Origin of the sequence: Actinocorallia sp. B10E7 (assembly GCF_039871655.1) — a bacterium.
Taxonomy (GTDB): Bacteria; Actinomycetota; Actinomycetes; order Streptosporangiales; family Streptosporangiaceae; genus Actinocorallia.
Window position 1 is genome coordinate 142090 of record NZ_JBDPLZ010000008.1, and the last position, 24274, is coordinate 166363.

Annotated in this window: 25 protein-coding genes; 5 read left to right on the forward strand and 20 right to left on the reverse strand. The window is 68.9% G+C overall.

Features of this window, described 5'->3' with window-relative positions; all coding sequences use genetic code 11:
- Positions 1 to 67: 67 nt before the first annotated feature.
- A complete protein-coding gene (locus ABGB12_RS26065) occupies positions 68 to 2197 on the forward strand; it encodes a DEAD/DEAH box helicase (protein ID WP_347682091.1) in 2130 nt (709 codons plus the stop codon).
- A 67-nt stretch (positions 2198 to 2264) separates the two neighbouring features.
- Here ABGB12_RS26065 and ABGB12_RS26070 read toward each other — a convergent pair whose 3' ends face one another.
- The 9 genes from ABGB12_RS26070 to ABGB12_RS26110 form a co-directional block, all read right to left on the reverse strand.
- Positions 2265 to 3500, reverse strand: coding sequence for a glycosyltransferase (locus ABGB12_RS26070; RefSeq protein ID WP_347682092.1), 1236 nt, complete (start codon positions 3498 to 3500; stop codon positions 2265 to 2267).
- Between the two features lie 243 nt (positions 3501 to 3743).
- Positions 3744 to 4481: an NIPSNAP family protein gene (locus ABGB12_RS26075; protein WP_347682093.1), complete on the reverse strand. Its 738-nt coding sequence runs from the start codon at positions 4479 to 4481 to the stop codon at positions 3744 to 3746.
- A gap of 79 nt (positions 4482 to 4560) precedes the next feature.
- A complete protein-coding gene (locus ABGB12_RS26080) occupies positions 4561 to 4989 on the reverse strand; it encodes an Rrf2 family transcriptional regulator (protein ID WP_347682094.1) in 429 nt (142 codons plus the stop codon).
- Positions 4990 to 5098: 109 nt separating this feature from the next.
- A complete protein-coding gene (locus tag ABGB12_RS26085) occupies positions 5099 to 5644 on the reverse strand; it encodes a hypothetical protein (RefSeq protein ID WP_347682095.1) in 546 nt (181 codons plus the stop codon).
- A 10-nt stretch (positions 5645 to 5654) separates the two neighbouring features.
- Positions 5655 to 6362: a hypothetical protein gene (locus ABGB12_RS26090; protein ID WP_347682096.1), complete on the reverse strand. Its 708-nt coding sequence runs from the start codon at positions 6360 to 6362 to the stop codon at positions 5655 to 5657.
- A gap of 50 nt (positions 6363 to 6412) precedes the next feature.
- Entirely contained in the window at positions 6413 to 6706 is a 294-nt protein-coding gene (locus tag ABGB12_RS26095; RefSeq protein WP_347682097.1) for a type VII secretion target, read from the reverse strand.
- 18 nt (positions 6707 to 6724) lie between these two features.
- On the reverse strand, positions 6725 to 7027 hold the full coding sequence (locus ABGB12_RS26100; RefSeq protein ID WP_347682098.1) for a hypothetical protein: 303 nt from the start codon (positions 7025 to 7027) through the stop codon (positions 6725 to 6727).
- Entirely contained in the window at positions 7024 to 7554 is a 531-nt protein-coding gene (locus ABGB12_RS26105) for a YbaB/EbfC family nucleoid-associated protein (RefSeq protein WP_347682099.1), read from the reverse strand. Before ABGB12_RS26105 ends, ABGB12_RS26100 begins: the two co-directional genes overlap by 4 nt.
- Positions 7555 to 7824: 270 nt before the next feature.
- Positions 7825 to 8700: an alpha/beta hydrolase gene (locus ABGB12_RS26110; RefSeq protein ID WP_347682100.1), complete on the reverse strand. Its 876-nt coding sequence runs from the start codon at positions 8698 to 8700 to the stop codon at positions 7825 to 7827.
- 85 nt (positions 8701 to 8785) lie between these two features.
- Between ABGB12_RS26110 and ABGB12_RS26115 the strand changes: the two genes are divergently transcribed.
- Together ABGB12_RS26115 and ABGB12_RS26120 are read left to right on the forward strand one after the other, a co-directional pair.
- Complete coding sequence (locus ABGB12_RS26115; RefSeq protein ID WP_347682101.1) at positions 8786 to 9358, forward strand: ABATE domain-containing protein; 573 nt, start codon at positions 8786 to 8788, stop codon at positions 9356 to 9358.
- A gap of 100 nt (positions 9359 to 9458) precedes the next feature.
- On the forward strand, positions 9459 to 9758 hold the full coding sequence (locus tag ABGB12_RS26120; protein ID WP_347682102.1) for a hypothetical protein: 300 nt from the start codon (positions 9459 to 9461) through the stop codon (positions 9756 to 9758).
- Between the two features lie 60 nt (positions 9759 to 9818).
- On the opposite strand, the gene dnaE is transcribed toward ABGB12_RS26120, so the two are convergent.
- The gene (gene dnaE / locus ABGB12_RS26125) at positions 9819 to 13409 is read right to left on the reverse strand and encodes a DNA polymerase III subunit alpha (protein WP_347682103.1); all 3591 of its coding nucleotides are present in this window, start codon (positions 13407 to 13409) and stop codon (positions 9819 to 9821) included.
- 342 nt (positions 13410 to 13751) lie between these two features.
- Here dnaE and mltG point away from each other — a divergent pair, with 342 nt between their 5' ends.
- Positions 13752 to 14849 (forward strand): endolytic transglycosylase MltG, encoded by a 1098-nt coding sequence (gene mltG, locus ABGB12_RS26130; RefSeq protein WP_347682104.1) that lies wholly within the window; start codon positions 13752 to 13754, stop codon positions 14847 to 14849.
- A gap of 3 nt (positions 14850 to 14852) precedes the next feature.
- Here mltG and ABGB12_RS26135 read toward each other — a convergent pair whose 3' ends face one another.
- Positions 14853 to 14975 (reverse strand): hypothetical protein, encoded by a 123-nt coding sequence (locus ABGB12_RS26135; protein ID WP_347682105.1) that lies wholly within the window; start codon positions 14973 to 14975, stop codon positions 14853 to 14855.
- Between the two features lie 179 nt (positions 14976 to 15154).
- Positions 15155 to 15769: a hypothetical protein gene (locus ABGB12_RS26140; RefSeq protein ID WP_347682106.1), complete on the reverse strand. Its 615-nt coding sequence runs from the start codon at positions 15767 to 15769 to the stop codon at positions 15155 to 15157.
- A 460-nt stretch (positions 15770 to 16229) separates the two neighbouring features.
- On the opposite strand from ABGB12_RS26140, the gene ABGB12_RS26145 reads away from it, so the two are divergent.
- Entirely contained in the window at positions 16230 to 16925 is a 696-nt protein-coding gene (locus ABGB12_RS26145) for a DUF429 domain-containing protein (RefSeq protein WP_347682107.1), read from the forward strand.
- Between the two features lie 21 nt (positions 16926 to 16946).
- Here ABGB12_RS26145 and ABGB12_RS26150 read toward each other — a convergent pair whose 3' ends face one another.
- The 8 genes from ABGB12_RS26150 to ABGB12_RS26185 form a co-directional block, all read right to left on the reverse strand.
- Complete coding sequence (locus ABGB12_RS26150; RefSeq protein WP_347682108.1) at positions 16947 to 17171, reverse strand: hypothetical protein; 225 nt, start codon at positions 17169 to 17171, stop codon at positions 16947 to 16949.
- Between the two features lie 131 nt (positions 17172 to 17302).
- Entirely contained in the window at positions 17303 to 17707 is a 405-nt protein-coding gene (locus ABGB12_RS26155) for a nuclear transport factor 2 family protein (protein WP_347682109.1), read from the reverse strand.
- Complete coding sequence (locus ABGB12_RS26160) at positions 17704 to 19395, reverse strand: class I adenylate-forming enzyme family protein (protein ID WP_347682110.1); 1692 nt, start codon at positions 19393 to 19395, stop codon at positions 17704 to 17706. Before ABGB12_RS26160 ends, ABGB12_RS26155 begins: the two co-directional genes overlap by 4 nt.
- 77 nt (positions 19396 to 19472) lie before the next feature.
- A complete protein-coding gene (locus ABGB12_RS26165) occupies positions 19473 to 20747 on the reverse strand; it encodes an ABC transporter substrate-binding protein (RefSeq protein WP_347682111.1) in 1275 nt (424 codons plus the stop codon).
- On the reverse strand, positions 20744 to 21814 hold the full coding sequence (locus ABGB12_RS26170; protein ID WP_347682112.1) for a branched-chain amino acid ABC transporter permease: 1071 nt from the start codon (positions 21812 to 21814) through the stop codon (positions 20744 to 20746). Before ABGB12_RS26170 ends, ABGB12_RS26165 begins: the two co-directional genes overlap by 4 nt.
- Positions 21811 to 22707: a branched-chain amino acid ABC transporter permease gene (locus ABGB12_RS26175; RefSeq protein ID WP_347682113.1), complete on the reverse strand. Its 897-nt coding sequence runs from the start codon at positions 22705 to 22707 to the stop codon at positions 21811 to 21813. The genes ABGB12_RS26170 and ABGB12_RS26175 overlap by 4 nt, the downstream gene beginning before the upstream one ends.
- 9 nt (positions 22708 to 22716) lie before the next feature.
- Complete coding sequence (locus ABGB12_RS26180; RefSeq protein ID WP_347682114.1) at positions 22717 to 23427, reverse strand: ABC transporter ATP-binding protein; 711 nt, start codon at positions 23425 to 23427, stop codon at positions 22717 to 22719.
- On the reverse strand, positions 23424 to 24206 hold the full coding sequence (locus ABGB12_RS26185) for an ABC transporter ATP-binding protein (protein WP_347682115.1): 783 nt from the start codon (positions 24204 to 24206) through the stop codon (positions 23424 to 23426). Before ABGB12_RS26185 ends, ABGB12_RS26180 begins: the two co-directional genes overlap by 4 nt.
- Between the last annotated feature and the right edge of the window lie 68 nt (positions 24207 to 24274).

The following is a 24274-nucleotide window of genomic DNA, read 5'->3' on the forward strand; positions in this document are numbered from 1 at the left end:
ACGGGGCATCGCGCGAGCACCTCGCCTTCACGGAACCTCGATCGAACAGCCGCGACATAATCTCCGCATGGCTGACGAATGGCCCGCGCGGGAAGGGATACGGGCGCTGCTCGACGAGGCAGGCCGCACGCATCGGATCGCCCGCGGGTTCATCGACGAGCACGACCGGGCCGTCGCCGCCGTGCGGGCCGCCCTCGACCCCATCCGCGAGCACGCGGCACGTGACGAGCTGGCCCGGATCCCGGTCGCCCGGCTCAAGGACGTCACCGAAGGGCGGCTCCGCCTCGGTCCCGTCGAGCAGGCCGGGTACTCCACCGTTCTGGACGTCCTCGACGCCACTCCGTACGCGCTGCAGTTGCTGCCTGGCGTGGGCGTCCAGACCGCCACCCAGCTCCATGCCGCCGCGCGCCAGATCGCCGCCGCGGCCGCCGAGACCGTCTCGATCCGCCTCGACGCCGACGACCGCAGCCCCGAGGCCACCGCGCTGGTCACCGCGCTCCATCCGCTGGTGAACGCCGGTCCCGGCCTGCCTCGGGCGATCTCCGCCGCCCGTTCCGTGGCCGAGACGATCGAGCCTCTGCTGGCCGCCGCCGCTCCCGCCCGCAGCCGGCTCCGCCGTCTCTTCGCCGGACGGCGCCGCCGCGAGGAGGCCCGCGCCGCTCTCACCGCCCTCGCCGGGCTCCGCGCCGACCCTGAAACCCCGCGACTCGTCTTCGACGCCGCCCTCGACCTGGGACGGCCGCCCGTCGACGGCGTCAGCGCGTGGATCGACTTCGAGATCCAGGCCCCCGCCTACTACAGCGTGCTCATCGAACTCGCCGGCGCCCGCCCCGACCGGGACCGCGCCGAAGGCTTCCTGCCCCACGAGATCGCCGAACGCGTCAACGCCCAGCCCCTCGACGACACCCACCGCCGCGTCTCCCTCCGCGGCTACCAGGAGTTCGGCGCCCGGTTCGCGCTCGCGCAGCGCCGCTGCATCCTGGGCGACGAGATGGGACTGGGCAAGACCGTCCAGGCCGTCGCCGCCCTCGCCCACCTGCGTTCCGAAGGCCACACCCGTTTCCTCGTCGCCTGCCCGGCCAGCGTCCTCGTCAACTGGATCCGCGAGATCGAGTCCCGCAGCGCCCTGCGCGCCTACCGCGTCCACGGCCCCGACCGCGACGCGGCGCTCGCCGAATGGGGCCGGACCGGCGGCGTCGCCGTCACCACCATCGACGGCCTCCACGCCCTGCCGGTCTCCGACGTGGCGATGCTCGTCGTCGACGAGGCCCACTACGTCAAGAACCCCGCCACGCGCCGCGCGAAGGCCGTCGCCGCCTGGGCCGACCGTGCCGACCGTGTCCTCTTCCTGACCGGAACCCCGATGGAGAACCGGGTGGAGGAGTTCCGGAACCTCGTCGCGATGCTCCAGCCGGACCTGCGGGTCGACGACGGCGACACCATCGCCGGAGCGCAGGCGTTCCGGCGTTCCGTCGGCCCCGCCTACCTGCGGCGCAACCAGGACGACGTGCTCACCGAGCTGCCCGAACTGGTGCACACCGAGGAATGGGAGGAGTTCAGCCCCGCCGACCTGGCCGTCTACCGCCAGGCGGTGGAGGCGGGCAACTTCATGGCCATGCGCCGCGCCGCCTACGCCGTCCCCGAGACGTCCGGGAAGCTCGGACGCCTGATGGAGCTGGTCGCCGAGGCCCGCGAGAACGGCCACAAGGTCGTGGTGTTCTCCTTCTTCCGCGACGTGCTGACGACCGTGCACACCAGGCTCCCCGACGCGTTCGGCCCGATCGCCGGAGACGTCCCGGCCACCCGCCGCCAGGAGATCGCCGACCTGTTCACCGCCCGCCCCGGCCACGCCGTGCTGCTGGCGCAGATCCAGGCGGGCGGCGTGGGCCTGAACCTCCAGGCCGCCTCGGTCGTGATCCTCTGCGAACCCCAGCTCAAGCCGACCGTGGAGAGCCAGGCCGTCGCCCGCGCCCACCGCATGGGCCAGGTCCGCCGGGTCCAGGTCCACCGCCTGCTGTCCCCCGACAGCGTCGACGAACGCATCCTCGCCCGGCTCCGCCGCAAGAAGGCCCTGTTCGACGCCTACGCCCGCCGCAGCGACCTGGCCGAAGCCGCCCCTGAGGCGATCGACCTGTCCGACCCCTCCATCGCCCGCCGGATCGTCGAAGAGGAACAGCTCCGCCTCGCCGCCGTTTGAGCCCGCGCGCCTCCGGCTGCCCCTTCGGAGCCGGGTCTGCCGGAGGCGCGTGGTGGGCGTGCTCGGGCTATCCGGGCTGCTTCGCCCGGTTGATCGTGTCGAGGAGCAGCCGGGCGGCCGTGGACGCGCCGTCCGTGCGGATCGTGCCGGCGAGGCCGGAGGCTCGGGAGCGGGTCTGGGGGGCCAGCGCCGTCTCGAGGGCGACGGACAGGGACTCGGTGGTCGGGGTCGGGCCGTCGAGGACCGCGCCGACGCCCAGGTCGGTGACCCGACGGCCCCAGTACGGCTGGTCTACCAGCTGAGGGACGATCACTTGAGGGGCTCCGGCCAGGGCGGCCTTCGTCGTCGTGCCCGCGCCGCCGTGGTGGATGACGGCGGCCACGCGGCCGAACAGGGCCTGGTGGTTGGCCTCACCGACGGGGAAGCAGTCGTCCCCGTCGTCGATCAGGCCCAGGTCGGCCCAGCCTCGGGAGACGATGGCGCGGCGCCCGTGAGCGCGGATCGCCTCGATGGCCACCCGGGCCGCGTCCTTGGAGGTGTTCATGGACATGCTGCCGAAACCCACGTACACCGGGGGTGTTCCGGCGTCCAGGAAGGCCATCAGCTCGGGCGGGAGCGGACGGTCGTCGGGGACGATCCACGCGCCGGTCTGCACGACCTCCAGGTCGGCCGGCCGTCGCCAGGGTGCGAGGGTCGGGTCCGCCGCCAGCAGCGGCCGGTCCGTGAAGACGTAGTCCCGGACGCTCTCCACCGGGGGCAGCCCGACCGACGCCTGGTGGGCGTTCAACGGCCCGCCGAAGATGATGTTCATGTTCTCGCGGTCCAGCTCCCACAACACCCGGTTGTCGGTGAGGTCCTGCGGGAGCGGCCGGCCCGGATACGAGAACGGCCGGTGGTGAGGCGACGGCAGCATTCCCGGGAAGTAGGCCGTGAGCACGTAAGGGATGCCCATCTTCTCGGCGACCGACCGCGCGGCGGCCGAAGCCGGCATCAGACCGGTCGCCACCACCAGATCACACCCCTCGGCAGCCGCGGCGACCGCCTCGTACTGCGCGGCGAGCAACGCCGCCACGGTCTCCTGGAAGTTCTCCACCGGCCGCGGCCCGGCCCGCTTGATGAACTCACGCACCGGCACCCCCGCCGGCACCAGCGTCACCCCGACCCCGGCCAGCCGCTTGGCGAACTCCTCATCCGGCGGCGCGCACACCCGCACCTCCACCCCGAGCTCCCGCAGCCGCACCGCGAGCGCCGCCATCGGCTCGACATCCCCCCGCGACCCGTAAACCGACAACAGAACACGCATTCCGCGCCCCCCTTTTTTTGGTGTCCGGCCTGAGATCCTGCACCGAACCCCGGGTCTTGTGGCAAGCCCCCCTGTGCGCTATAGCTTGGAAGTGGAAGGCCGCTCTCCTTCTTCTGGACGGTCCTTCCGTACGGCGGCCGTAAAAGACGTCATCGCCATCTGCGGGCCATTAATACCTGACGTCGCAGACAAGTCGGCTGGTGGCCTGCGCCTGGAATTCGTCGGCGAGCACGTCCTCGGGAGTCACCGCAGCAGCGAGCGGTCGGTGGGGGCCAATCGCAGGTGTTGCGGAGTTCGGGCCCATCGCTTCGAAAAGGCCGGTAGGACGCCGTCGCGCCAGGCTCGTGAATGCCGGAGGCGGTTCAGGTGGTCGGCGAGGTGCGCTTCGTCGGGGAAACGGGCGAACCAGACGAAGACCTCTTCGTTCGTTCGGACCGGGAGCGCCGGGAAGGTGTTCGTGGCGTGTTCGGACTGGAGGTGGGCCAGGGGTTCGGCGCCGGTCGCGGTGAGGACGGGCAGGGCGCGGCGTTCGAAGAAGTCGAGGAATGCGGTGTCGAAGGGGTCGTGGGCGTACCAGATGGTGGCGAGGATGAGGGACGGGGGCGACGACGCCGGGGCGCCGGGGGCCGGTCGGGGGACGGTCGGCGCCGGGAACCCGGCCTGCGCCGAGGGCGGGCGCAGCAGCAGGACGTCGTCGGAGTCGATCATCGTCGCGTTCGCCTTGTCGCGGTGTGCCCGCCAGACCGGGCCGCCGTAGAAGCTCTCCAGGGCCTCAGCACGGCGTGGCATGTCCGCGAAGCCGCGGAGCCAGACGAAGCGGTCGGGGTCGTCAAGGTCGCGGAACTGGCCCAGGACGCTCATGCCCGCCGCTTCCTGGGGTTCGACGAACTCCCGGTCGAACAGATCGATCAGGACGTCGCGCCGTCCCGGGTGCAGCGTGTACTGCCGCAGTTCGACGACCGGACACCGTACGGCTTCCACCCTTGCTCCTCTTCAGTTGATGGAACATATTCTGTTACAACAAACGATGCGACGGTCCTCCGGCACTGTGATCCGTCGGTCAGTTCACCAGCGTCTCGCGCAGCACGTCGGCGATCGACGTCTCCGCCAGCTCCCGCCGCATGGCCCGCTCGGCCCGGCCGTAGACCTCGCTCAGGGCGGGCCGGATACCCCGGCCGACGGGACACTCCAGGTTGGGTTCGGTGTGATGCAGGCCGAACGGCGGCTCCGTGTCGACGGCGTCATGCACCTCGAGGAGGGTGATCTCCTCCGGCGCGCGGGCGAGACTCCAGCCCGCACCGGCGCCGCGGCGCACCTCCACCAGGCCGGCCCGCCGCAGATCACCGAGACTGCGCCGGATGATCACGGGATTGGTGTTGACGCTGGCCGCGACCTGATCCGAAGTGAGCACCTCCCGCCCACTCCGCCGCGCCAACGCCAACCACGTCAGCACGTGCGTCGCGATCGTCAGTCGACTGTTCGCCGCCATCACACCCCCTCACTGCAACAGCTTCTGTTACAACTACCATCGCGGTCAAGCGCGGGCGGAAGCGTGGCCCATGACCGGGCCGAACGGTGTCTGAAGACCCCGAGAGTGCTCAGGCGAGCTTCTGGGCGACCTGCGTCGCGGTTCTCTCCGCGAACCGGCGGCTCTTCTCCTCTCCTGCGCCGGTGAAGTGGAAGATGATGTCGGCCTGGTAAGCACCGCGTCCGACGCGCAGCAGGTTGCTGAACTTCCCCGCCTTCAGGCACGCGATCTCCTGGACGTCGGGGATGCGGTCGCATTCCCCGCTCTTCACCTGCTCCAGGATGTCCGTGTGGACCGTCTCTCCGGTTCCCATCGAGGGAATGGCGCTCACCCGGACGGTGAGCGAGGAGATCCCGGATCCGCCGAGTTCTGTTCGTTTCTCGCAGGAGACGCTGTAGTCGGTCTTCGACTGGTCCGCCACTACGAGCGTTCCGTTTCCCAGCAGCCCGGGCTCCGGGTCCTCCACCAATGCGCAGGCGTCGGGCAATGAGATCGGCTCGTTCACTCCGTCCGGCTTCTCCTGAACGTCGTCGGGGCCGCTCGTCGGGTCCGACGGCACCTGAGATTCCGAAGAGCATCCCGCCACCAGCGACGCGGCCAGCAGAACGCCTGCCATCCACCTCATGTCACATGCCCCACACGTTATCGGCCACCGAGGGAGGGGAAGCCAATCCCGCAGAGCCGCTCGACAGGTTGAGGAGGGTGGTGTTGAACTTGCCGCTGATCTGGATGAATCCGTCCACCCGCTGCTGGATGTTCTCCGTCATCTCGTCGAGGGCGTCCAGCATCGGCTTCAGGAGCAGCAGAAGCGAGGCCCCGAAAGTGGCCCCCGCCGCCACGACCGCCACGACTTCCTCCCAGTCCAGGCTCTTGAAGAAGGAGGTCACCGCCTGCGCGCAGTCGAAGATGAAGTTGACGCACTCCCGGTAGGTGTCCAGCACCGTGTTGTAGAAGGTCGCGGTCTCCTTCCCCAGGTCGATGAGCACATTCTGGTTGCTCGCCGTCGTCGTCTTGAGATCGGTGAAGTAGGTGTTGAAGGCCGTGTACGCCGGTCCTTCCCACCCTTTCTCCCCCGCGGTGATCCCCGCGACGGCCTGGTGCGCGAGGCCCTCCTCCGACCACGCGTTGTTCATCCCCGTCGCGGCGCCCCGCCAGGCCCCCACGGCCCTTTTCACGTCTTCGGGATTCCCGACCATGTCGCGCACCAGTTGCAGGGCGGCGCGGGCGGCGTCGTGGTGGAGCCTGATCGCCCACTTGGCCACGGTGGCCGCGGCCTCCACCGGGTAGGCCACCGGCTGGCCGATCCCGATATCAGGAACTTTAGGCGGGGTCATCTAGCCTCCGTGATGGGTCGGGGATTTCTTTATGTCGGCGGACAGCGGCCTCAGATGGGGCCGAGGTAGTCGTTCTCCTTGTACTTGGCCGAGCTCTCCTTCAGTTTCGTGGAGACGCCCTTCACCGAGGTGGCACCATCTCGCAACGTCTTCTGCGAGCCCGTGACGACGGCGTTGTATCCAGAAACGACCCCTTTCCCGAGGATCCCCAGGGAAAGCGGTTGGAATTGCCCGCCGCCGAGGGCGGTCACCGCCGCGGTCCACTGCTGCGCGGCGTTCCCCACGTGTTCGGACGCGGTCTGCATCGCCTCGTAACGTACTGCGAATCCATCCTGCGGTGACATGATCAGCCTTTCAGCAGGTCAGCCGCCGGAATTCCCGGCGGTCTCCGAGGAACCGCTGATCGCGAGGACCAGCCGTTCCGCCAGCCGTTGACGCCCGACCAGCCGGGCCGCCCTGTGGTCGAGTTCGACCTTCAGCAGCCTGCCCCTCCCGTCGAGGACCACTTTCCCCAGGCCGCCCTCGATTTCCCGCTCGATCACCGTGTCGGCCTTGGCGGCCCTCTCCACCTCGGCGAGTTCGGCTTCCCGGATCTCGACGAGGGAGTTGATGGATCTGACCTTCTCGTCGATCATCTCGGCCCAGTCGATCTGGTGTTCTCTCATTCCGCCCGCTCCATGGCCGCCTCCATGACCTTGGTCCTGGCCTGCTCCACGGCTTCGACGACCTTCTCGCCGACGATGCGCAGATGAGGCCCCTTGTAGAGGTCCTCGGAGATGTCCATGGAGATCAGCCGGCCCGTCCCGTCCATGGTCACCGAGACGCCTCCCGCCTCGGCGGTCACCCGTTCCCGAGCCAGAACGGCGCGCTTCTCCTCGAGTTCCCGGAGAAAACGGGTGCTGGCGTCGCGGGGAGCGGCCATCCTGCGGAGCAGTTCTTCCAGCTCGTCATTGGGCGCGGGTTTCCCGGCCCACCGCGGAATACGCGTCTCCGCCCTCTGCCCCTCCCCGCCGAAGAGCAGCGGTGTGTCCGTCTCCTCCGGCGTCCCGTCCGTCGCGGGCGGAACGGGAGAGGGCGGCGCCTCCGTTTCGTCGGCTGCCAGGCGCTCCAGCGCTTCGGCACGCGATCGGGGCGCCAACGGAGTACTCGTGTTCAGCAACGCGTCGAACTTCGAGGTTTCTTCGTCGGACACGCCGGTAAAGTAGCCGCCACGTGATCACAAGTCAAACTTGTCCGATAAATCAGGGCTATCAAGACATGGGATACCAACGCATCACCAGGCCCCCTTCGCGCCGGAGGACCCACTACCCGGAAATCCCGAGGACGACTCGCACCTGAATCGGGTCACCCGAAATCACTTCCAGCGACTCCATGCGTTTTAGATCGCAATGTGTTCTCATGCCATCCGCTGATCCGCCTCAGGTCTCACATCTGCGCGGCGGGGCGCGCCGTTCCGAGGTGGTCAGGGGCAGCTGCGGTCGAGGAAGTCGGCTATGAGGGGGGCGATCTCGGGGAGGTGGGTCTCGAGGGCGAAGTGGCCGGTGGGGAACAGGTGGAGTTCGGCGTCGGGGAGGTCGCGGAGGTAGGCGCGGGCTCCCGGTTCGGGGAAGAACGGGTCGTCGGCGCCCCAGGTGATGAGGGTCGGCGGGGTGTGGTCGCGCAGCCAGGACTGCCAGCGGTCGTAGCGGGCCAGGTTGGAGCCGTAGTCGAAGGCGAGGGCCAACTGGGCTTCCTTGCGGCCGGGGAGGTCGAGGAAGTGCTGGTCGAGAGTCCAGCCGTCGGGGGCGAGCGCGGCGGGGTCGGGGACGCCGGTCTCGTACTGGCCGCGGGTGCCCTCCAGGGTGAGCAGGTCGCGGATCGTCTTCTCGGCGCCGGGGGTTTCGGGACGTAGGGCGATGAAGTCGCGGGCGCCGTCGGAGAGGCCTTCTGTGTAGGCGTTGCCGTTCTGGATGACGAGCCCTGCGATCCACTCGGGGTGGCGTTCGGCCAGCCGGAAGCCGACGGGCGCGCCGAAGTCGAACATGTACGGGACGAAACGGGTCAGGCCGAGCCGTTGGACGAAACCCTCGGTGATGTCGGCGAGGCGGTCGAACGAGTACGTGAAGCCGGCGGGGGTCTCGGTGTGGCCGAAGCCCGGATAGTCGGGTGCGATCAGGCGGTAGTGCGGGCCGAGCACGTCGATGAGGCGGCGGAACTGGTGGGAGGCGGACGGGAAGCCGTGCAGGAGGAGCAGCACCGGGGCGTCCTCCCGCTCCGGTGAGGACTCTCGGTAGAAGACGCGGACGCCTTCGACGTCGAGGTGGCGGTGGGCGACGCGGGCGATCTGGGGAAGCGACATGACTAATGCCTTTCTTTCCTGTAGATGCATTAGATATAACGGCCGATGATCTAACGTGTCAACCATGCGAGGTACCATTAGTGCCGTGAGCGACCTCATCCCGCTGACCGGAGAACCCCTGGCCCTGGACCTCGTCAACACCCGTCCGGCCGTCGGCGACCTGCTGGTCACCCCGCAGGACCTGCGTGTCTGGCTGGAGCTCCAGGCCGAACGGTTCTCCGAGGCGCGGGAGTTCACCGCCGCCGGGCCGGACGTCGCCGACCTCGTCTCCGTCCGAGCGGTCCGGGACCACACCGCCCGCGCCCTCGACCGCGTACGTCATGGCGATCAACCGGAGACAGGCGACCTGGAAGCCCTCAACCAGGCGCAACGCGCCGCCCCCGCCATCGCCGAGCTCGGCTGGAACGGCGAGGCGGTGACCTTGACCCGCCGCCGCACCGGCCCGCCCGAAGCGCGGCCGGCGTCATGGCTCGCCGAAGCCGCGGCCGAGTTGCTGGCAGACCCGTCAGTCGTCAAGATCCGCCAGTGCGAGGCCGACGACTGCGTGATGCTGTTCCTGCCCGCCCACCCGCGCCGCCGCTGGTGCTCGGCCGCCCGCTGCGGCAACCGCGTCCGCGTCGCCCGCCACTACCAGCGCCACAAGCCGCCGAGCGGATGATCACGTCGTGGTTCCGCCTTCAGGAATTAGGCTTGCCGTGCTCTGGTCGCGGCGGCGGTGAAGCCCCCGTCGCGTGGTGAGGGAAGGCGGAGGCGAGCGCGTGGAGATCCGAAGGCCGCAGGGGCGTACGGTTCGGGTGGCGGCGGGTGTCGGGGCCGTCGCGGCCGCAGGGGTGACCGTCGTGTTCGCGACGGTCGGCGATGGTGTCGACGCCGAGGCCCGGGGGGTGCGCGGTGCCGTCCTCGAACACGGGCACACCGCGGTCTGGGTCCTGCTCACGGCCGCGCTCACCATCACCGCCGTCGGCCGAGGCCCCCGCTGGCTGCCGCGCACGATCGGTTACGCGAGCCTCGCCGTATACGCGGGCTTCCTTGCCGCCCTCATCTTCGGGGCCGGATAGCGGACCTCCCTCGCGGTCGCCTCAGTCAAGCGGAGAGGACCTCCACCGCTCTGCGGCCGTTCAGTGCTCGACCAGGGCCGACGGGCCGAGGAGGACCTTGAGGTCGCCTGCGAAGGCGCCGTTGTTCAGGTCGACCTTGTAGTCGGGGAGGTCGAGGAGGACCTTCCGGCGGTTGAGTTTCTCCAGCAGGATGTGGACGGGGGTGTCGCCCCGGTGCGTGCGGAACATCTGCTTGAGCTCGGAGACCAGGGCCCGGTTGACCCTGTCCTCACGTAGCGCGATGACGATGGGTTCGCGGCCTCCGTCCTGAGGGACGTTGGAGATGTCGAGGAACTCGATGGCGACGGCGTTGAAGCTGACGCTGGCGTCCTCTCCGCTGTCCCGGATCCGGATCTTGCCCGTGACGGAGACCACGAGGTCGGGAGCCAGGTTGTCCCCGTAGAGCTGGTAGGTGGCGGGGAAGCAGGGCACCTCGATCGACCCGTCATGGTCTTCGATCTTGAGGATCGACCAGACGTTGCCCTGTTTGGTGACCTTCTTGTCGACGCCGGAGATGATCCCCGCGATCCTGATCTCGCCGCGCTCGCGGTCGGCGTCGCCGTTGAGGATCTGGGCGATGCTGTAGTCGCGGTTGCGTTCCAGGACTCGTTCGGCCCCGTTGAGGGGGTGGTCGGACACGTACAGGCCGAGCATCTCCCGCTCGAACGCGAGCTTGACCTTCTTGTCCCACTCGACGGGCGGTACGACGACGTTGAAGGCGTCATTGCCCGCGTCGGCGTCCTCGAAGGCCCCGAACAGGGAGTCCTGCCCCATCGCCTCCTTCTTCTTGACGTCGATGACGGAGTCGATGGCCTGCTCATGGATCTGGTGCAGTCCGAAACGGGGGTGTTCGAGGCCGTCGAACGCACCCGCCTTGATGAGGGACTCGATGGTCCGCTTGTTGCAGACCACCGCAGGGACCTTGGTGAGGAAGTCGTTGAAGTCGTTGAACTTCCCGTGCTCCTCGCGCGCGGAGATGATCCCGTGGATGGGGCCCTCGCCGACGTTCTGGACCGCGCCGAGACCGAAGCGGACGTCGTCTCCGACGGCGGCGAAACGCAGGTTCGACTCGTTGACGCAGGGCGGCAGGACGCGGATCTTCATGCGGCGGCATTCGGCGAGGTAGACCGCCATGCGGTCCTTGTTGTTGCCGACCGAGGTGAGCAGCGCCGCCATGTACTCGGCGGGGTAGTTGGCCTTGAGGTAGGCGGTCCAGTAGGAGACGAGTCCGTATCCGGCGGTGTGGGACTTGTTGAAGCCGTAGGAGCTGAACGGTTCCAGCACGTCCCAGACGGCCTTGGCCATCTCTTCGGTGTAACCGTTTTCCACCATTCCGGCGGAGAAGGTGGCCCATTGTTTGTCCATCTCCTCCTTTTTCTTCTTGCCCATCGCGCGACGGAGGATGTCGGCGCCGCCGAGGGTGTAGCCGGCCAGCTGCTGGGCGATGGCCATGACCTGCTCCTGGTAGACGACCAGGTGGAAGGTCGTCCCCAGGATCGGCTCCAGCGCGTCCTTGAGCCCCGGGTGGATGGGGGTGATCTCCTGCTTGCCCTCCTTGCGGAGCGCGTAGTTGACGTGCGCGTTCGCGCCCATCGGGCCGGGGCGCCCGAGCGCCAGGATCGACGAGACGTCTTCGAACCGGGTCGGGGCGATGAGCTTGGTGAGGTCCCGCATCATCGTCGAGTCGAGCTGGAAGACGCCGAGCGTCTCGCCGCGGGCGAGCACCTCGTAGGTCTTCTTGTCGTCCAGGGGGAGCTTGAGCATGTCGAGCTCGATGCCGCGGTTGAGTTTGACGTTCTCGACCGCGTCGCCCAGCACCGTCAGGTTGCGCAGGCCCAGGAAGTCCATCTTGAGCGCGCCCATGTTCTCCGAGCTGGGCCCGTCGAAACCGGTGATGCGGGCGCCGTCGTCGGGCCGCTGGAAGATCGGCATGACGTCGATGAGCGGTTCGGACGACAGGATGACTCCGGCGGCGTGCACGCCGGTGCCGCGGGTCAGTCCCTCCAGGCCGAGCGCCGTGTCGATGATCTTCTTGACGTCGGGGTCTTCCTCGTAGAGCTTGCGCAGCTCCGTCGCCTCGGCGTAGCGCTCGTGCTTGGGGTCGAAGATGCCGGTGAGCGGGATCTCCTTGCCCATGACGGCGGGCGGGAACGCCTTGGTGATCTTCTCCCCGACGGCGAAGGGGTAGCCCAGGACGCGTCCGGCGTCCTTCACGGCGGCCTTCGACTTGATCGTCATATAGGTGATGATCAGGCTGACGTTGTCCTCGCCGTACTTCTCGGTGACATAGCGGATCATGTCACCGCGCCGACGCTCGTCGAAGTCCAGGTCGACGTCGGGCATCGAGATGCGTTCGGGGTTGAGGAACCGCTCGAACAGGAGGCTGTGCTCGATCGGGTCGAGCTCGGTGATGCCGGTGACGTAGGCGACCATGGAGCCGGTGGCCGATCCTCGGCCGGGCCCGACCCAGATCCCGTTGTCCCGGGCGTACTGGCAGATGTCGGCGACGACGAGGAAGTAGCCGGGGAAGCCCATCTCCTCGATGACCGACAGCTCGTACTCGATGCGCTCCTGCACGTCCGCGGGCACCGGGTCGCCGTAGCGGCGGACCGCGCCCCTCTGGCATTCCTTGCGCAGCCAGCTCATCTCGGTCTCCCCTTCGGGAACCGGGAACTTGGCGGCGAGGTCGCGGTGGGCGAAGACCTCGTCGTAGGGCTCGACGCGTTCGGCGATCAGGAGGGTGTTGTCGCAGCCTTCCTTCCACAGCGTGTCGTGGTCGAGGTCGCGCATCTCCTCGGCGGAGCGGATGTAGTAGCCGCTGCCGCTGAACCGGAACCTGTCGGGGTTGGCGATCTGGGAGTTGGTGCCGACGCACAACAGCGCGTCGTGGGCGCTCGCCTGGTCCTCGGTGACGTAGTGGGAGTCGTTGGTGACCAGGGGCGGGATGCCGAGCTTCTTGCCGATCTCCAGCAGCTGGGAGCGGACGGCGGTCTCGATCAGGATGCCGCCGTGGTCCATCAGCTCCAGGAAGTAGTTCTCCTTGCCGAAGATCTCCTGGTACTTCGCGGCGTGCTCCAGGGCCTTGTCGAACTGGCCGAGCCTCAGCCGGGTCTGGACCGCGCCCGACGGGCATCCGGTGGTGGCGATGATCCCCTCGTGGTACTGGTCGAACAGCTCGTCGTCCATGCGCGGGTACTTCTTCATGTGGCCTTCGAGGGAGGCCAGCGAGCTGATCCTGAAGAGGTTCCGCAGCCCCTGGGCGTTGTAGGCCCACATGGTCTTGTGCAGGTAGGTGCCGCTCGCCGACACGTCGCCGCCGACGCCGGTCTGCTCGTTGAACTTGCGCTGGTGGGGCTCGCCCCAGAAGACGGGCTTCTTGTGGAAGCGGGACTCGGGGCTGACGTAGCCCTCGATGCCGATGATCGGCTTGATCCCCGCGCCCTTGATCTTCTTGTGGAACTCGTACGACCCGAACAGGTTCCCGTGGTCGGACATGGCGATCGCCGGCATCTTCAGCTCAGAGACCCGGTCGGCCATCTTCCCGATCTTCGCCGCGCCGTCCAGCATGGAGTACTCGGTGTGAACATGCAGGTGCACGAACGAATCAGCCACAGTCGATCTCGGCCTTTCGGGGTCGGGCGGGCGGTGTCCCAACTCTATCGAGGCGACGCGGCAGACGGCCTCAGTCCCACGAGACCGCCATGATCACGTCGAGACCGGGGCGGGACGCGGATCATGGGATCAGCGGTTCTCCCGGCTCCTTCCGCCGCCGGACCCCGCAGAAACAGAGGTCTCGCTTTGGGCAAAGACTCGCCCGTGGAGTGGTGACGGAAGCGGAGGCCGGGGAGGTCACCCGAGAGCATCGTTTTCCATGCTCTGAACTCCGGCCCCATCGGGTGTTCGCGCGGCGATCGCACCTTCGCCGGGGTCGGGGCGGACCGGTCAGGAGAAGCGATGGTCGTCGACCCGGAACTGTGGCAAGAAGGCGAACCTTCCCGCCGCGAACGCAAGGGGCGGCGCGGTGGCCTGGCCATTGTGGCCTCTTTGCTGTTCCTCATCGTGGTGATCGGCGGGGGCTGCTACTTCGGCTACTCCAAGCTGCAGGGGCACATGCCTCCTCCGGACTACTCCGGGCAGGGGACGGAAGTCGTCACCGTCGAGGTGGTGAAGGGCGATTCCACCGCCGAGGTGGGCAGGAGGCTGCGGGAAGCGGGGGTCGTCAAGTCCGTCAAGGCCTTCACCATCGCGGCGGGCGAGAAGCTCCAGACGCTTCAGCCGGGGTTCTACCGGGTGCGGAAGCGGATGTCGTCGCAGACGGCCGTCGCCGCGCTGCTCGATCCGAAGTCCAGAATCGGCGTCGTGCACGTTCCCGAGGGCAGGTGGGCCTCGGAGATCTACACGCAGTTGTCGCAGGCGACGGAAATCCCGGTCAGGGAGTTCGAGAAGGTCGATCCCGCTTCGCTCCGGCTTCCGGAGCCGGCGAAAGGCGAGGTCGAGGGGTATCTGTTCCCCGGGCGTTACGACCTGCCGCCGGACGCGACCGCGAACCAGCTGCTCGGCATGATGGTCGACCGGTTCAAGCGGGAGACGCAGAAGGTCGACTTCTCCCGGGGGAAGGAACTGGGGCTCGACCCCGGTGAGGTCGTCACCGTCGCCAGTCTGATCGAGGCCGAGGCCGGGCGGCCCGAGGACTACCGGAGGATCTCCAGGGTCATCCACAACCGGCTGAAGATCGACATGCCGCTCCAGCTCGATCCGTCCGTGCTGTACGCCCGGCGGAAACGCACCATCGACGTGCGCGAACGGCATCAGAACATCGACTCGCCCTACAACCTCTACCGCCGCAAGGGCCTGCCGCCGGGGCCGATCTCCAACCCGGGGCTCACCGCCATCGAGGCCGCCATGAACCCCGCCGACGGGAAATGGCTCTACTTCGTCACCACGAACCCGACCGAACGCCGCACTGAATTCGCGACGTCCTACAACGAGTTCCTCCGGCTCAAGGCGAAGTTCGACCAGTGGCTGCGGGAGAACCCCCAGCCGCAGAACTGAGGATCAGTAGGGCTTGGTGATGGGGCCGCTGGTGCCCCACGCGTCGTAGGCGGCGCTGTAGAAGGAGCGGTAGACCGATTCTCCGCCGTTCACCTTCGTCTGGAGCTTCAGGTCGGAGCCGCCCATGGGGTTCGCCGGGGGCGCTCACCGCGTCAGCACGAGGGCCAGGTCACCCGGCACGCAGGGTGTGCCGGTCAGGGACGAGCACGCTTCGAGGCGCCTTCCAGCCCGGCTCCACGCCGACCCGGGTTCGACACGGGATGAACCGGAGCCGGCGGGAGCCGGGCCGTGGACGGACGCGGAGGTCAGGAACCGGTGCCGCTCGACGCGTCCGGCTCACTCGACGCGTCCGGCTCGCTCGGGATGATCTGCGTGTTCGCGGTCTTCTGCTTGCTCTCGGCGTCCTTCGCACCGGCGCCGCTCTTCGTGTTCTCCAGGTCGAAGAGACGCACGTCGTGGTCGTAGGACCCGTAAGGAGTGGTGGCCTTGATGCGGGCCCAGACCTCCTTCTCCCCCTTGAGGTACAGCCGGGCGTCGCCCTTGGCGACGCTGAGCTCGAACGGAACGGTGACCCCTTCCTTGAGGGCGCCCTCGGCCTCCCCGAGCGACGCGGGCCCGGAGAGCGGGACCTGCATCGCCGCCGAGAGCTCGGTCTTCGCGCCCGTCGCGTCGATGCCTCCCCTCAGCTGCCAGATCTCGAAGTGGTACTCGAACCGCTGCTCGCCCCCGACGGTCTTACGGGTCAGCACCCCGCCGTTCTCGACCCGGGTGACGGTCCCCCCGCCCGGCGGCTTCCCCGCCGACTCCCCCGCCGCGGGCGCCGGTTCCCCCGGAGGCCCGGCGTTCGCGGCGGGCACGGCGAGCAGGCTCAGCGGAACGGCGACGGCCAGGACGCTTGCGAAACGGAGAGTTCGGAGCACGTGCTTCCTTTCCCGAAAGTCAAACGATCTTGGTCGCGTCCCTCCCTACCCGCCGACCCCTCCCTCCCAGCCCTCCGAACCTTAAAGATCGTTCACGGCTCCCGGCGGGGTCTCGCCGCGCCCGCGATCCGAGGGCCCGAGAAAGTGACCTCCGGGGCCTCGAAAAGTGCCGAGAGGACCTTCCATGGGCAATGGCTTCCGCGATATAGGGGGCCACTTGTCCGTCGACCGAAATTCCCACGCGGCATGTTGCTCAAGCGTCAACAAACCCGTTGGCAACGACTCCGTGATCGACGGTCAGGTAAGTCGGCGATGGCATGGAGGATACGGAGTGTGAGCATTTCCCCTGTCAATCAGATTGGAAGTGCCCCTATTTTCCGTAGTCTGTCCGTTATGCCGGTGAAGTGATCCTGGAGGCTCTAAGGTCGTCGTCTACAAGTGCGAATCCGGGGAGAACCGCATGGACTTGCCGCGTGTCCTGGGTGTGGACGCCTGCAAGAAGGGCTGGGTCGGGGTCTCGGTGTCGGAGGACGGGAGGCTGACCGCCTACCACGCTCCGGAGATCGACGAGCTCGTCGCCACGGTCGAACAGGACGGCAAGGTCGACGTGGTGGCGGTGGACGTCCCGATCGGGCTGGCGGACGCCGGACGCCGTCAGGCGGACGTGCTCGCGCGCAAGGAGGCCGGGCCGCAGTGGTACTCGGTGGCCATCGTCCCGGTTCGGGAGGCGCTGGAGAGCGAGAACCTCACCGCGGCGAAGGAGGCGAACCTCCGCCTCGCGGGTGAGGGCTTCACTCCCCAGGCGTTCTCCCTCAAGACCAGGATCCTCCAGGTGGACCGGTGGGTGCGCGAGGCTCAGGTCCAGGTCGTCGAGGTGCATCCCGAGGTGAGCTTCGCCGCGCTGGCCGGCGAGCACCTGCGTTCCCGCAAGTCGTCCTGGTCGGGCTCCCACGAGCGGCGGGAGCTGCTCGCCCGGGCCGGGATCATGCTGCCCAACGAACTCGGCGACCCCGGCCTGAAGGCGAACGTGGGCGACATGCTCGACGCCGCCGTCGCCGCCTGGACGGCCCGCCGCGTCGCCCGGGGCGAGGCCCGCGCCCTGCCGGACCCGCCGGAGACCTTCAGCGACGGCCTCTCCTGCGCCATCTGGATCTGAAGGGACCCGCCGGCGGGCGGGTCAGAGCTTGGCCAGTTTGGCGTAGGGCGCCGGGATGCGGCGGCGTTCGGTGCCGAAGTCGACCACGACGTCCACGTCCTCGTTCACGGAGGTGACGCGGCCGAGGCCGTACTTGTCGTGGCTCACCAGGTCGCCCACGGCGTACTTCTCGAGCGGCGGCGGAGGCGGCGGAGGGGCGAAGGGACTGGTCGGCAGATGCCTCGGAGTGGAGCGTGAAGATTTCATCCTCTCCAGTATTCGCCGAAAAACCGTCCAGCGGGACCCAAAAGACCCAAAGATCTACCTCGAACCCGAAGAACGGCCCTGGCACGGGCCTCCCTCTCGCATCTGGAGGGAAGCCCGCAAGGGCCCGCCGGTCAGGCGGCGTCGAAGTCGGTGGACGGGGTGCGGCCGAAGCCCGACAGGAGGGTGGCCCGGTCGTAGTACTCGAGCCATTCGGTGACGAGGCCGTCCTCCACGGCGAGGACGCCCACGACGGGGACCTCGGTGTGGCCGTGGGCGTTGTCGAAGACGTCGCGGCGTTCCAGGAAGACCCGGCCGTTGATCACACCCATGGCGTGGATCTGCAAGTCCAGGTGGGTGAGGCCTTCGGCGAGGAGGGCCAGGCGTTCACCGATGGCCTCCCGGCCCCGGAGGGGTTCCTGCATGACGCTGTGGAGGACGCCGTCGGGGGCGAACAGGGAGACGATCCCGTCCCAGTCCATGGTGTTCCAGGCGTCGACCATCCGCTGGACGACGCGCAGTCTCTCTTCGTCGGTCACGACAGCTCCTGACGCAGGTCCCGCTTGAGGACCTTGCCGATCGGGTTGCGGGGCAGGGACGAGCGGAGCTCCAGCCGTTCGGGGAGCTTGAAGGACGCGATGCGCTGCTCGCGGAGGTGGGAGACGAGGTCTTCCAGGGTGGGAGTGGCGCCTTCGGCGGGGACGACGACGGCGCAGACCTTCTCGCCGAGGATGTCGTCGGGGTAGCCGACGACGGCGACCTCCGCGACGGACGGGTGGGCGGACAGGAGGCCCTCCAGTTCGGCGGGGGCGATGTTCATGCCGCCTCGGATGACGAGGTCCTTGGCGCGGTCGACGTAGCGCAGGAAACGGCCGTCCTCACCGGCGATCTCGAAGACGTCGCCGGTGCGCAGGTAGCCGTCCTCGTCGAAGGGGCTGGCCAGGTTCTCGCCGTCGAGGTACCCCGGGAAGATCGTCGGGCCCTTGATGCGCAGTTCGCCGGGCACTTCGGGTTCGGTCACCTCCTTGCCCGTGGCGTTGTCGACCAGGCGCACGCTCACCCAGTTCGAGACGCGGGACGTCCAGTCCACGCCGGGGACGCCGTAGCGCGGGAAGTAGCGGGCGCGCTGCTCGGGGTCGGGCACGTCGTGCGGGTCCGTCAGGAGCGCGATGCCCTCGTTGGAGCCGAAGAAGTTGATGACCCCGATGCCGTACTTCTCCTGCCAGCCGCGCACCATCGCGGGCGGCAGCGGCGCCGAGCCGGAGCCCAGGACGCGCAGCGAGCTCAGGTCGGTGGCGGCGAGCAGTTCGGGGCGGGCGAGCAGCATGCTCAGCAGGGCGGGCGGGGCGACGGTGTACGTCGCCTTCTCCTCCGCGATCTGCCGGAGGAACGTCGGCAGGTCGAAGGGGTGGTGCTGGACGAGCACTCCCCCGACGCGCAGCCACGGCAGGAACATGCCATTGATGCCGGCCATGTTCACCATCGGGAACGGGTTGAGCAGCACGTCGTCGGCGGTGAGGCGGGGCGCGTCGACGGTCGCCCAGCAGATGGCCAGCCAGTCGTAGTGGGTGCGCGGCACTCCCTTCGGGGTGCTCTCGGTGCCGGACGTCCAGCAGATCGTCACGCAGTCGTTCGGGTCGGCCGGGTGCTCCGCGGCGTAGGCCTCGACGCGTTCCCGTGCCCCTGAGACGGGAACGACGGCGACGGCGCCCTCCGGAAGCGACTCGCCGTAGGCGAAGACCGTCCGCAGCCGCGGCAGGGAGGACCGCACGTCGCAGACCTCCCGGACGGGCGAGCGGTCCCCGAGGCGGTCCACGGTCAGGTACGCGTCGAATCCCGCGAGCCGTCCCAGTTCGGTGACCTCGTGCTCCCGGTACTGGGCGGGCAGCGGCGAGACGACGGCGCCCAGCCGCCAGCACGCCAGGTAGGCGGCGACGAGCTCGACGGTGTTGGGCATCTGCAGGCCCACCACGTCCCCGGCGCCGACTCCGTGCGAGAGCAGCACGTCGGCGAGGCCGGTGACCTCCTCGTCCAGTTCGCGCCAGGTGAGCCGCCGGGGCGGCGTGCCGGTCAGGTCCGCCTTGTTGGCGGGGTCGACGACCGCGAGCCGGTCGGGGTCGGCCGCCACGCGGGCGCGGAACAGCCCGTCCATGGTCTCGTCGCTCCACCAGCCCGCGGCGGTGTACTCCGCGACGCGTCCGGCGGGGTGCAGTCCTCGGTTCCCCATTCGGGTCTTCCTCTCCTCGTCCGTGAAAAAGGGGGAAGGCGGGCCGGCGCCATTGCCGGCCCGCCGTGCTGCGGGGGTCAGTTACCGGAGATGTCGATGACGTCTCCGCCCGCCTCGAAGGTCTTCTTGGAGGCCGACCAGGTGAAGGGCTTGAAGCCCGAGATGCCGAGGGAGTTCTCGACGCTCATCGTCCACTTGACGCCGTCGATGAACATGGGCGGCGCGTAGGACTGCGTGCGGGCGGCCTTGATGATCCCGATCCGGCTCAGCCCGTCCGACGACGCGGCGGCCTTGGTGAAGGCGTCCACCATGAGGTCGCCGATGGCCCAGCCGTTGACGGTGTAGCTGTTCAGCGGCGCCTTCACGCCGTGCTTCTCGGCGTTGGACAGGTATTCCTTGACGGCCTGGTCGTCCTTGTAGAGCGCGTTGCCCGGGTCCTTCAGCCACACCATGATCTGCTGGCCGTCCGCGGCGTCTCCCGCGGGCGCGTACAGGGTCGCGCCGTCCACGCAGTTGGCGGGCTGGACGAAGGTCTCGGGCTTCCAGCCGGACCGTCCGACGGCCTGGGTGAGCGCGAGGCAGTCGGTGGTGACGCCCGCGTCCACGAGCACCTTCGCTCCGCTTTCCTTGAGCGTGGTGACCGCCGCGTTCGGGTCGGTGAGCGGAGCCTCCTTCACGATGGTGATATTGGTGCCCTTGATCGCCGCCTTGAAGCCGTTGGCGTAGCTCTGGCCGGATTCGGTCTGGTTGGCGGCGAGCGCGACCTCCACCCCGTCCGGGTACTTCTTCTTGAGCTGCTCGACGACGGCCTTCATCTCGACGCCGCCTTCGGGCAGGTACTCGGTCGTCCAGGGGAAGTTCTTGGCGTCCTTGTACTGCGGCACCGACGCCTGCCCGAACAGCAGCGGCACGCACGCCTCGTTCTGGTCGTCGGCCATCGCGTTGACCTGCCCGGCCCCGAAGGTCTCCAGGACGTGGACCCCGTCCTTCTGGATGAGCTCCAGTCCGTTGGCCTTGGCCTTCTCGGGGTTGAACGCGTCGTCCTTCGAGATGATCTCGAGCTTGACCCCGTTGACGCCGCCCGCCTCGTTGGCGACGGCGAACCGGGCGCGCATGCCGTCGATGACGGCGCCGACGGCGGCGGCGAGCGGGCCGGACAGCGGTGCGCTCCAGCCCACCTTGAGCGTGCCGGTGATCTTCTCGGCGGCGGCCTTGGGGTCGGCGCAGTCGGCGGCGGAGACGATCTCGCCGGAGGCTCCGGTGTTCTCCTCGTCGGAGGAGCCGCCGGTGCCGCAGGCCGACAGCAGCAGCATCGCGGAGACGCCGAGGGCGGTCAGGTGGGTCCTTCTCATGGGGTGTCTTCTCTCTTCTGCGGGGTGGAGGCAGGGGGTTCAGAAGGGGCGGAGGGTGAGGAGGGCACGACGCGCACCACGCGCCGCAGCGCGCGGCCGAGGACCCCGACGACTCCCTCGGGCATGAGGAAGACGATGAGGATCAGGACGGCGCCGAAGATGATCCCCGACACGTGCCCGGAGGCCAGGTCGGAGCTGTAGTAGGGGATGAAGACGACGGCGAGCGCGCCCGCGACCGGCCCGTAGAGGGTGGCCGCGCCGCCGACGAACAGCCCGGTGATGAGTTCGATGGACTTCAGGAGGGTGAAGGAGCCGTCGGGGGACAGGGCTCCGACGTACATCGCGAACAGCCCGCCGGCCAGGCCGGTGACGGCTCCGGACAGCCCGAACACGATGGTCTTGACGGAGGCGATGTGGACGCCGGAGGAGGCGGCGGCCAGTTCGTTGTCGCGGGTGGCGATCATCGCCATGCCCGTCCGGCTGCGGGTGAGGTTGCGCACCAGCAGCAGGACGACGATGAGGGTGACGGCGCTGACCCAGTACAGCCAGACGCCGCGCTGCCCGAGGGCGAGGCCCGTCCACTCCGGCGGGGCGAGCTGCCGGGACCGGATGACCATTCCGGCGGCGCCGCCGGTGAGGTCGGCGAACCGGCGGACCAGTTCGGGGAAGGCGACGCCGACGGCGAGGGTGACCAGCGCCAGGTACAGGCCGCGGATGCGCAGGGCGGGCAGCCCGACGAGGAAGCCGAGCACGAAGCACAGGACGGTCGCGACGGGCAGGGTCAGCATCGGCTCGACGTCGTAGGTGACGATGAGGATGCCGGTGGTGTAGGCGCCGAGCCCGAAGAAGGCCGAGTGCCCGATGGACAGCAGCCCGGTGTAGCCGGTGGCGAGGTTGAGGCCGCTGATCGCGATCGCGAAGATCAGCACGCTGGTGAGCTGGCCGACCCGGAACGGTTCCTGCCCGGCGCCCCACAGCAGGACGAGGGCGGCGAGGGCGAGCCCGCCGAGCTGCAGCGCCCGGTGCTGCGCCGAGCCCTGGACGATGGCCAGGCGTGGGGAGGTCACAGTCGCTCCATCTGCCGGGTGCCGAACAGGCCGGTGGGCTTGAACAGCAGGATGAACACGATGATCACCAGGGCCGCGGTCTGCGGGAGGGTGCCGCCGACGAAGTCCACGTAGCCGGTGATCATGGCCTCGAGGAGGCCGATGGCCAGGCCGCCGACGACCGCTCCGACGGGGCTGTCGAGCCCTCCGAACAGGGCGGCGGCCGAGGCATAGATGAGGATCGGGAACATCGTCGTCAGCCCGAGCTGCTGGGACGACAGGGGTGCGATGAGCACGCCGGCGAAGGAGCCGATGATCCCGGCCAGGCCCCAGCCGAGCATGAGGATCCGGCCGGTCTTCACCCCGGTGAGCGCGGCGGACTCGGGGTTGTCGGCGACGGCCCGCATGTGCAGCCCGATCCGGGTGCGGTTGAACAGGAAGAACACCGCGCCGATCAGGAGGATCACCACGAGCCAGACGCCCAGGGCGTCGAAGTACAGGCGTGCTCCGCCGACCGTCGCGTAGTCGTCCTGTCCGGCGGGGAACAGGCTCGGCATGTTCTTGTTCTCGGAGTTCCAGATCAGCCCGGCGAGCGCGTTGAATCCGGTGAACAGGCCGAGCGCGACGATGAGCGTGGCCATGTCGTTGCGTTTGCGGATCGGCCGGATCAGGGTGCGTTCGGTGACCGCGCCGAGGACGAACCCGACGGCGGACGCGATGATCGCGGCGACCCAGACGGGCTGCCCCTGGACCGTCAGCCACCAGGCGATGTAGGTGGTGAACAGCGCCATCTCGCCCTGGGCGAAGTTGATGGTCCCGGTGCCGCGGAAGACCACGACCAGGGCCATCGCCATGATGGCGTAGACGGCGCCGTTGGTGACGCCGTCGAAGAGGCGTTCGAGGAAGATGTCCATCGGCGTCCCTCACAGACCCAGGTAGGCGCGTCGGATGGACTCGTCTTCGCGGAACCGTTCGGCCTCTCCCTCGGCCACGACCCGGCCGACCTCCAGGAGGTAGACGCGGGAGGCGAGGTCGAGGGCGAGGTCGGCGTTCTGCTCGACGAGCAGCAGGGCGGTGCCCTGCTCGCGGTTGATGTCGCCGAGGATGGCGAACAGCTCGGAGACGATCCGGGGCGCCAGGCCCAGGCTCGGCTCGTCGCACAGCAGCAGCTTCGGGCGGGACATCAGGGCGCGGGCGACGGCGAGCATCTGCTGCTCGCCGCCGGAGAGCGTCCCGGCCTCCTGCTTGGAGCGCTTGGCGAGGATCGGGAAGACCTCGCACCAGCGGTCGATGTCGTCGCGGATGCCTGCCTTGTCGCGGCGCAGGGCCGCACCGACCCGCAGGTTGTCCAGCACGGTGAGGTGGGAGAAGGTCCCGCGCCCTTGCGGGACCAGGCTCACTCCGCGCGCGACGACCGCGTCGGGGCCGAGGCCGTCCAGGGGCTCGCCGTCGAAGACGATCGTCCCGGTGTGGGGGATGAGGCCGCTGAGCGCCCGCATCGTGGTGGTCTTCCCGGCTCCGTTGGCGCCGAGCACGACGACGACCTCGCCCGCCTCGACCGTCAGGTCGAGGCCGTGCAGGACCCTGGCGGGGCCGTAGCCGGCGGTGAGGCCGGCGACTTCGAGCAGGCTCATGACGCACGCCCCAGGTAGGCGGCGATGACGCGTTCCTCCGAGCGCACCTCGTCGGGCGTCCCGTCGGCGATGTCGCGGCCCGACTCCATGGCCACGACGTGGTCGCAGATGCCCATGACCAGGCCCATGTGGTGTTCGACGAGCAGCGCGCCGACGCCGCGTTCGCGGCGCAGCCGCTTGATCAGCTCGCCGAGCTCGTCCACTTCGGCGTGGGTGAGCCCGCCCGCGGGCTCGTCGAGCAGCAGCAGCCTGGGTTCGGCGGCCAGCGCGCGGGCCAGTTCGACCCGCTTGAGGGTGCCGAAGGGCAGCCCGTGCGCGGGCAGGTCGGCGACGCCGGACAGGTCCAGGTCGGCGAGGATCTCGCGGGCCTGGGCCTCCAGCCGGCGCTGGGTGCGCCGGGCGGCGGGCCAGCCCAGGGTGGAGGCCGCGAAGCCCGCCGGGCTGCGGGAGTGCGCGCCGACCAGGGTGTTCTCCAGGACGGTCAGCGACGGGAAGAGCGCGAGGTTCTGGAAGGTCCGGGCCACGCCGAGCCGGACGATCTTGTCGGCGCGGGTGCGGAGGAGGTCCGCTCCGCCGAAGGAGATCGAGCCGGAGTCGGGCCGGTAGATCCGGGTGACGCAGTTGAACAGGGTGGTCTTGCCCGCTCCGTTGGGGCCGATGAGACCGCAGATCTCGCCGGGCGCGACGGTGAGCGACACCCCGTCCAGGGCGGTGACGCCGCCGAACTTCAGGGTCACGTCCGAGATCTTCAGTTCGGGGGGTGGGGTGTCCGTTGCCATCCGGCTGGGCTCCTTACGGGTAACACTTCAATTAGCAGTGTGTTGCCGGTCACAGGACTTGCTACAAC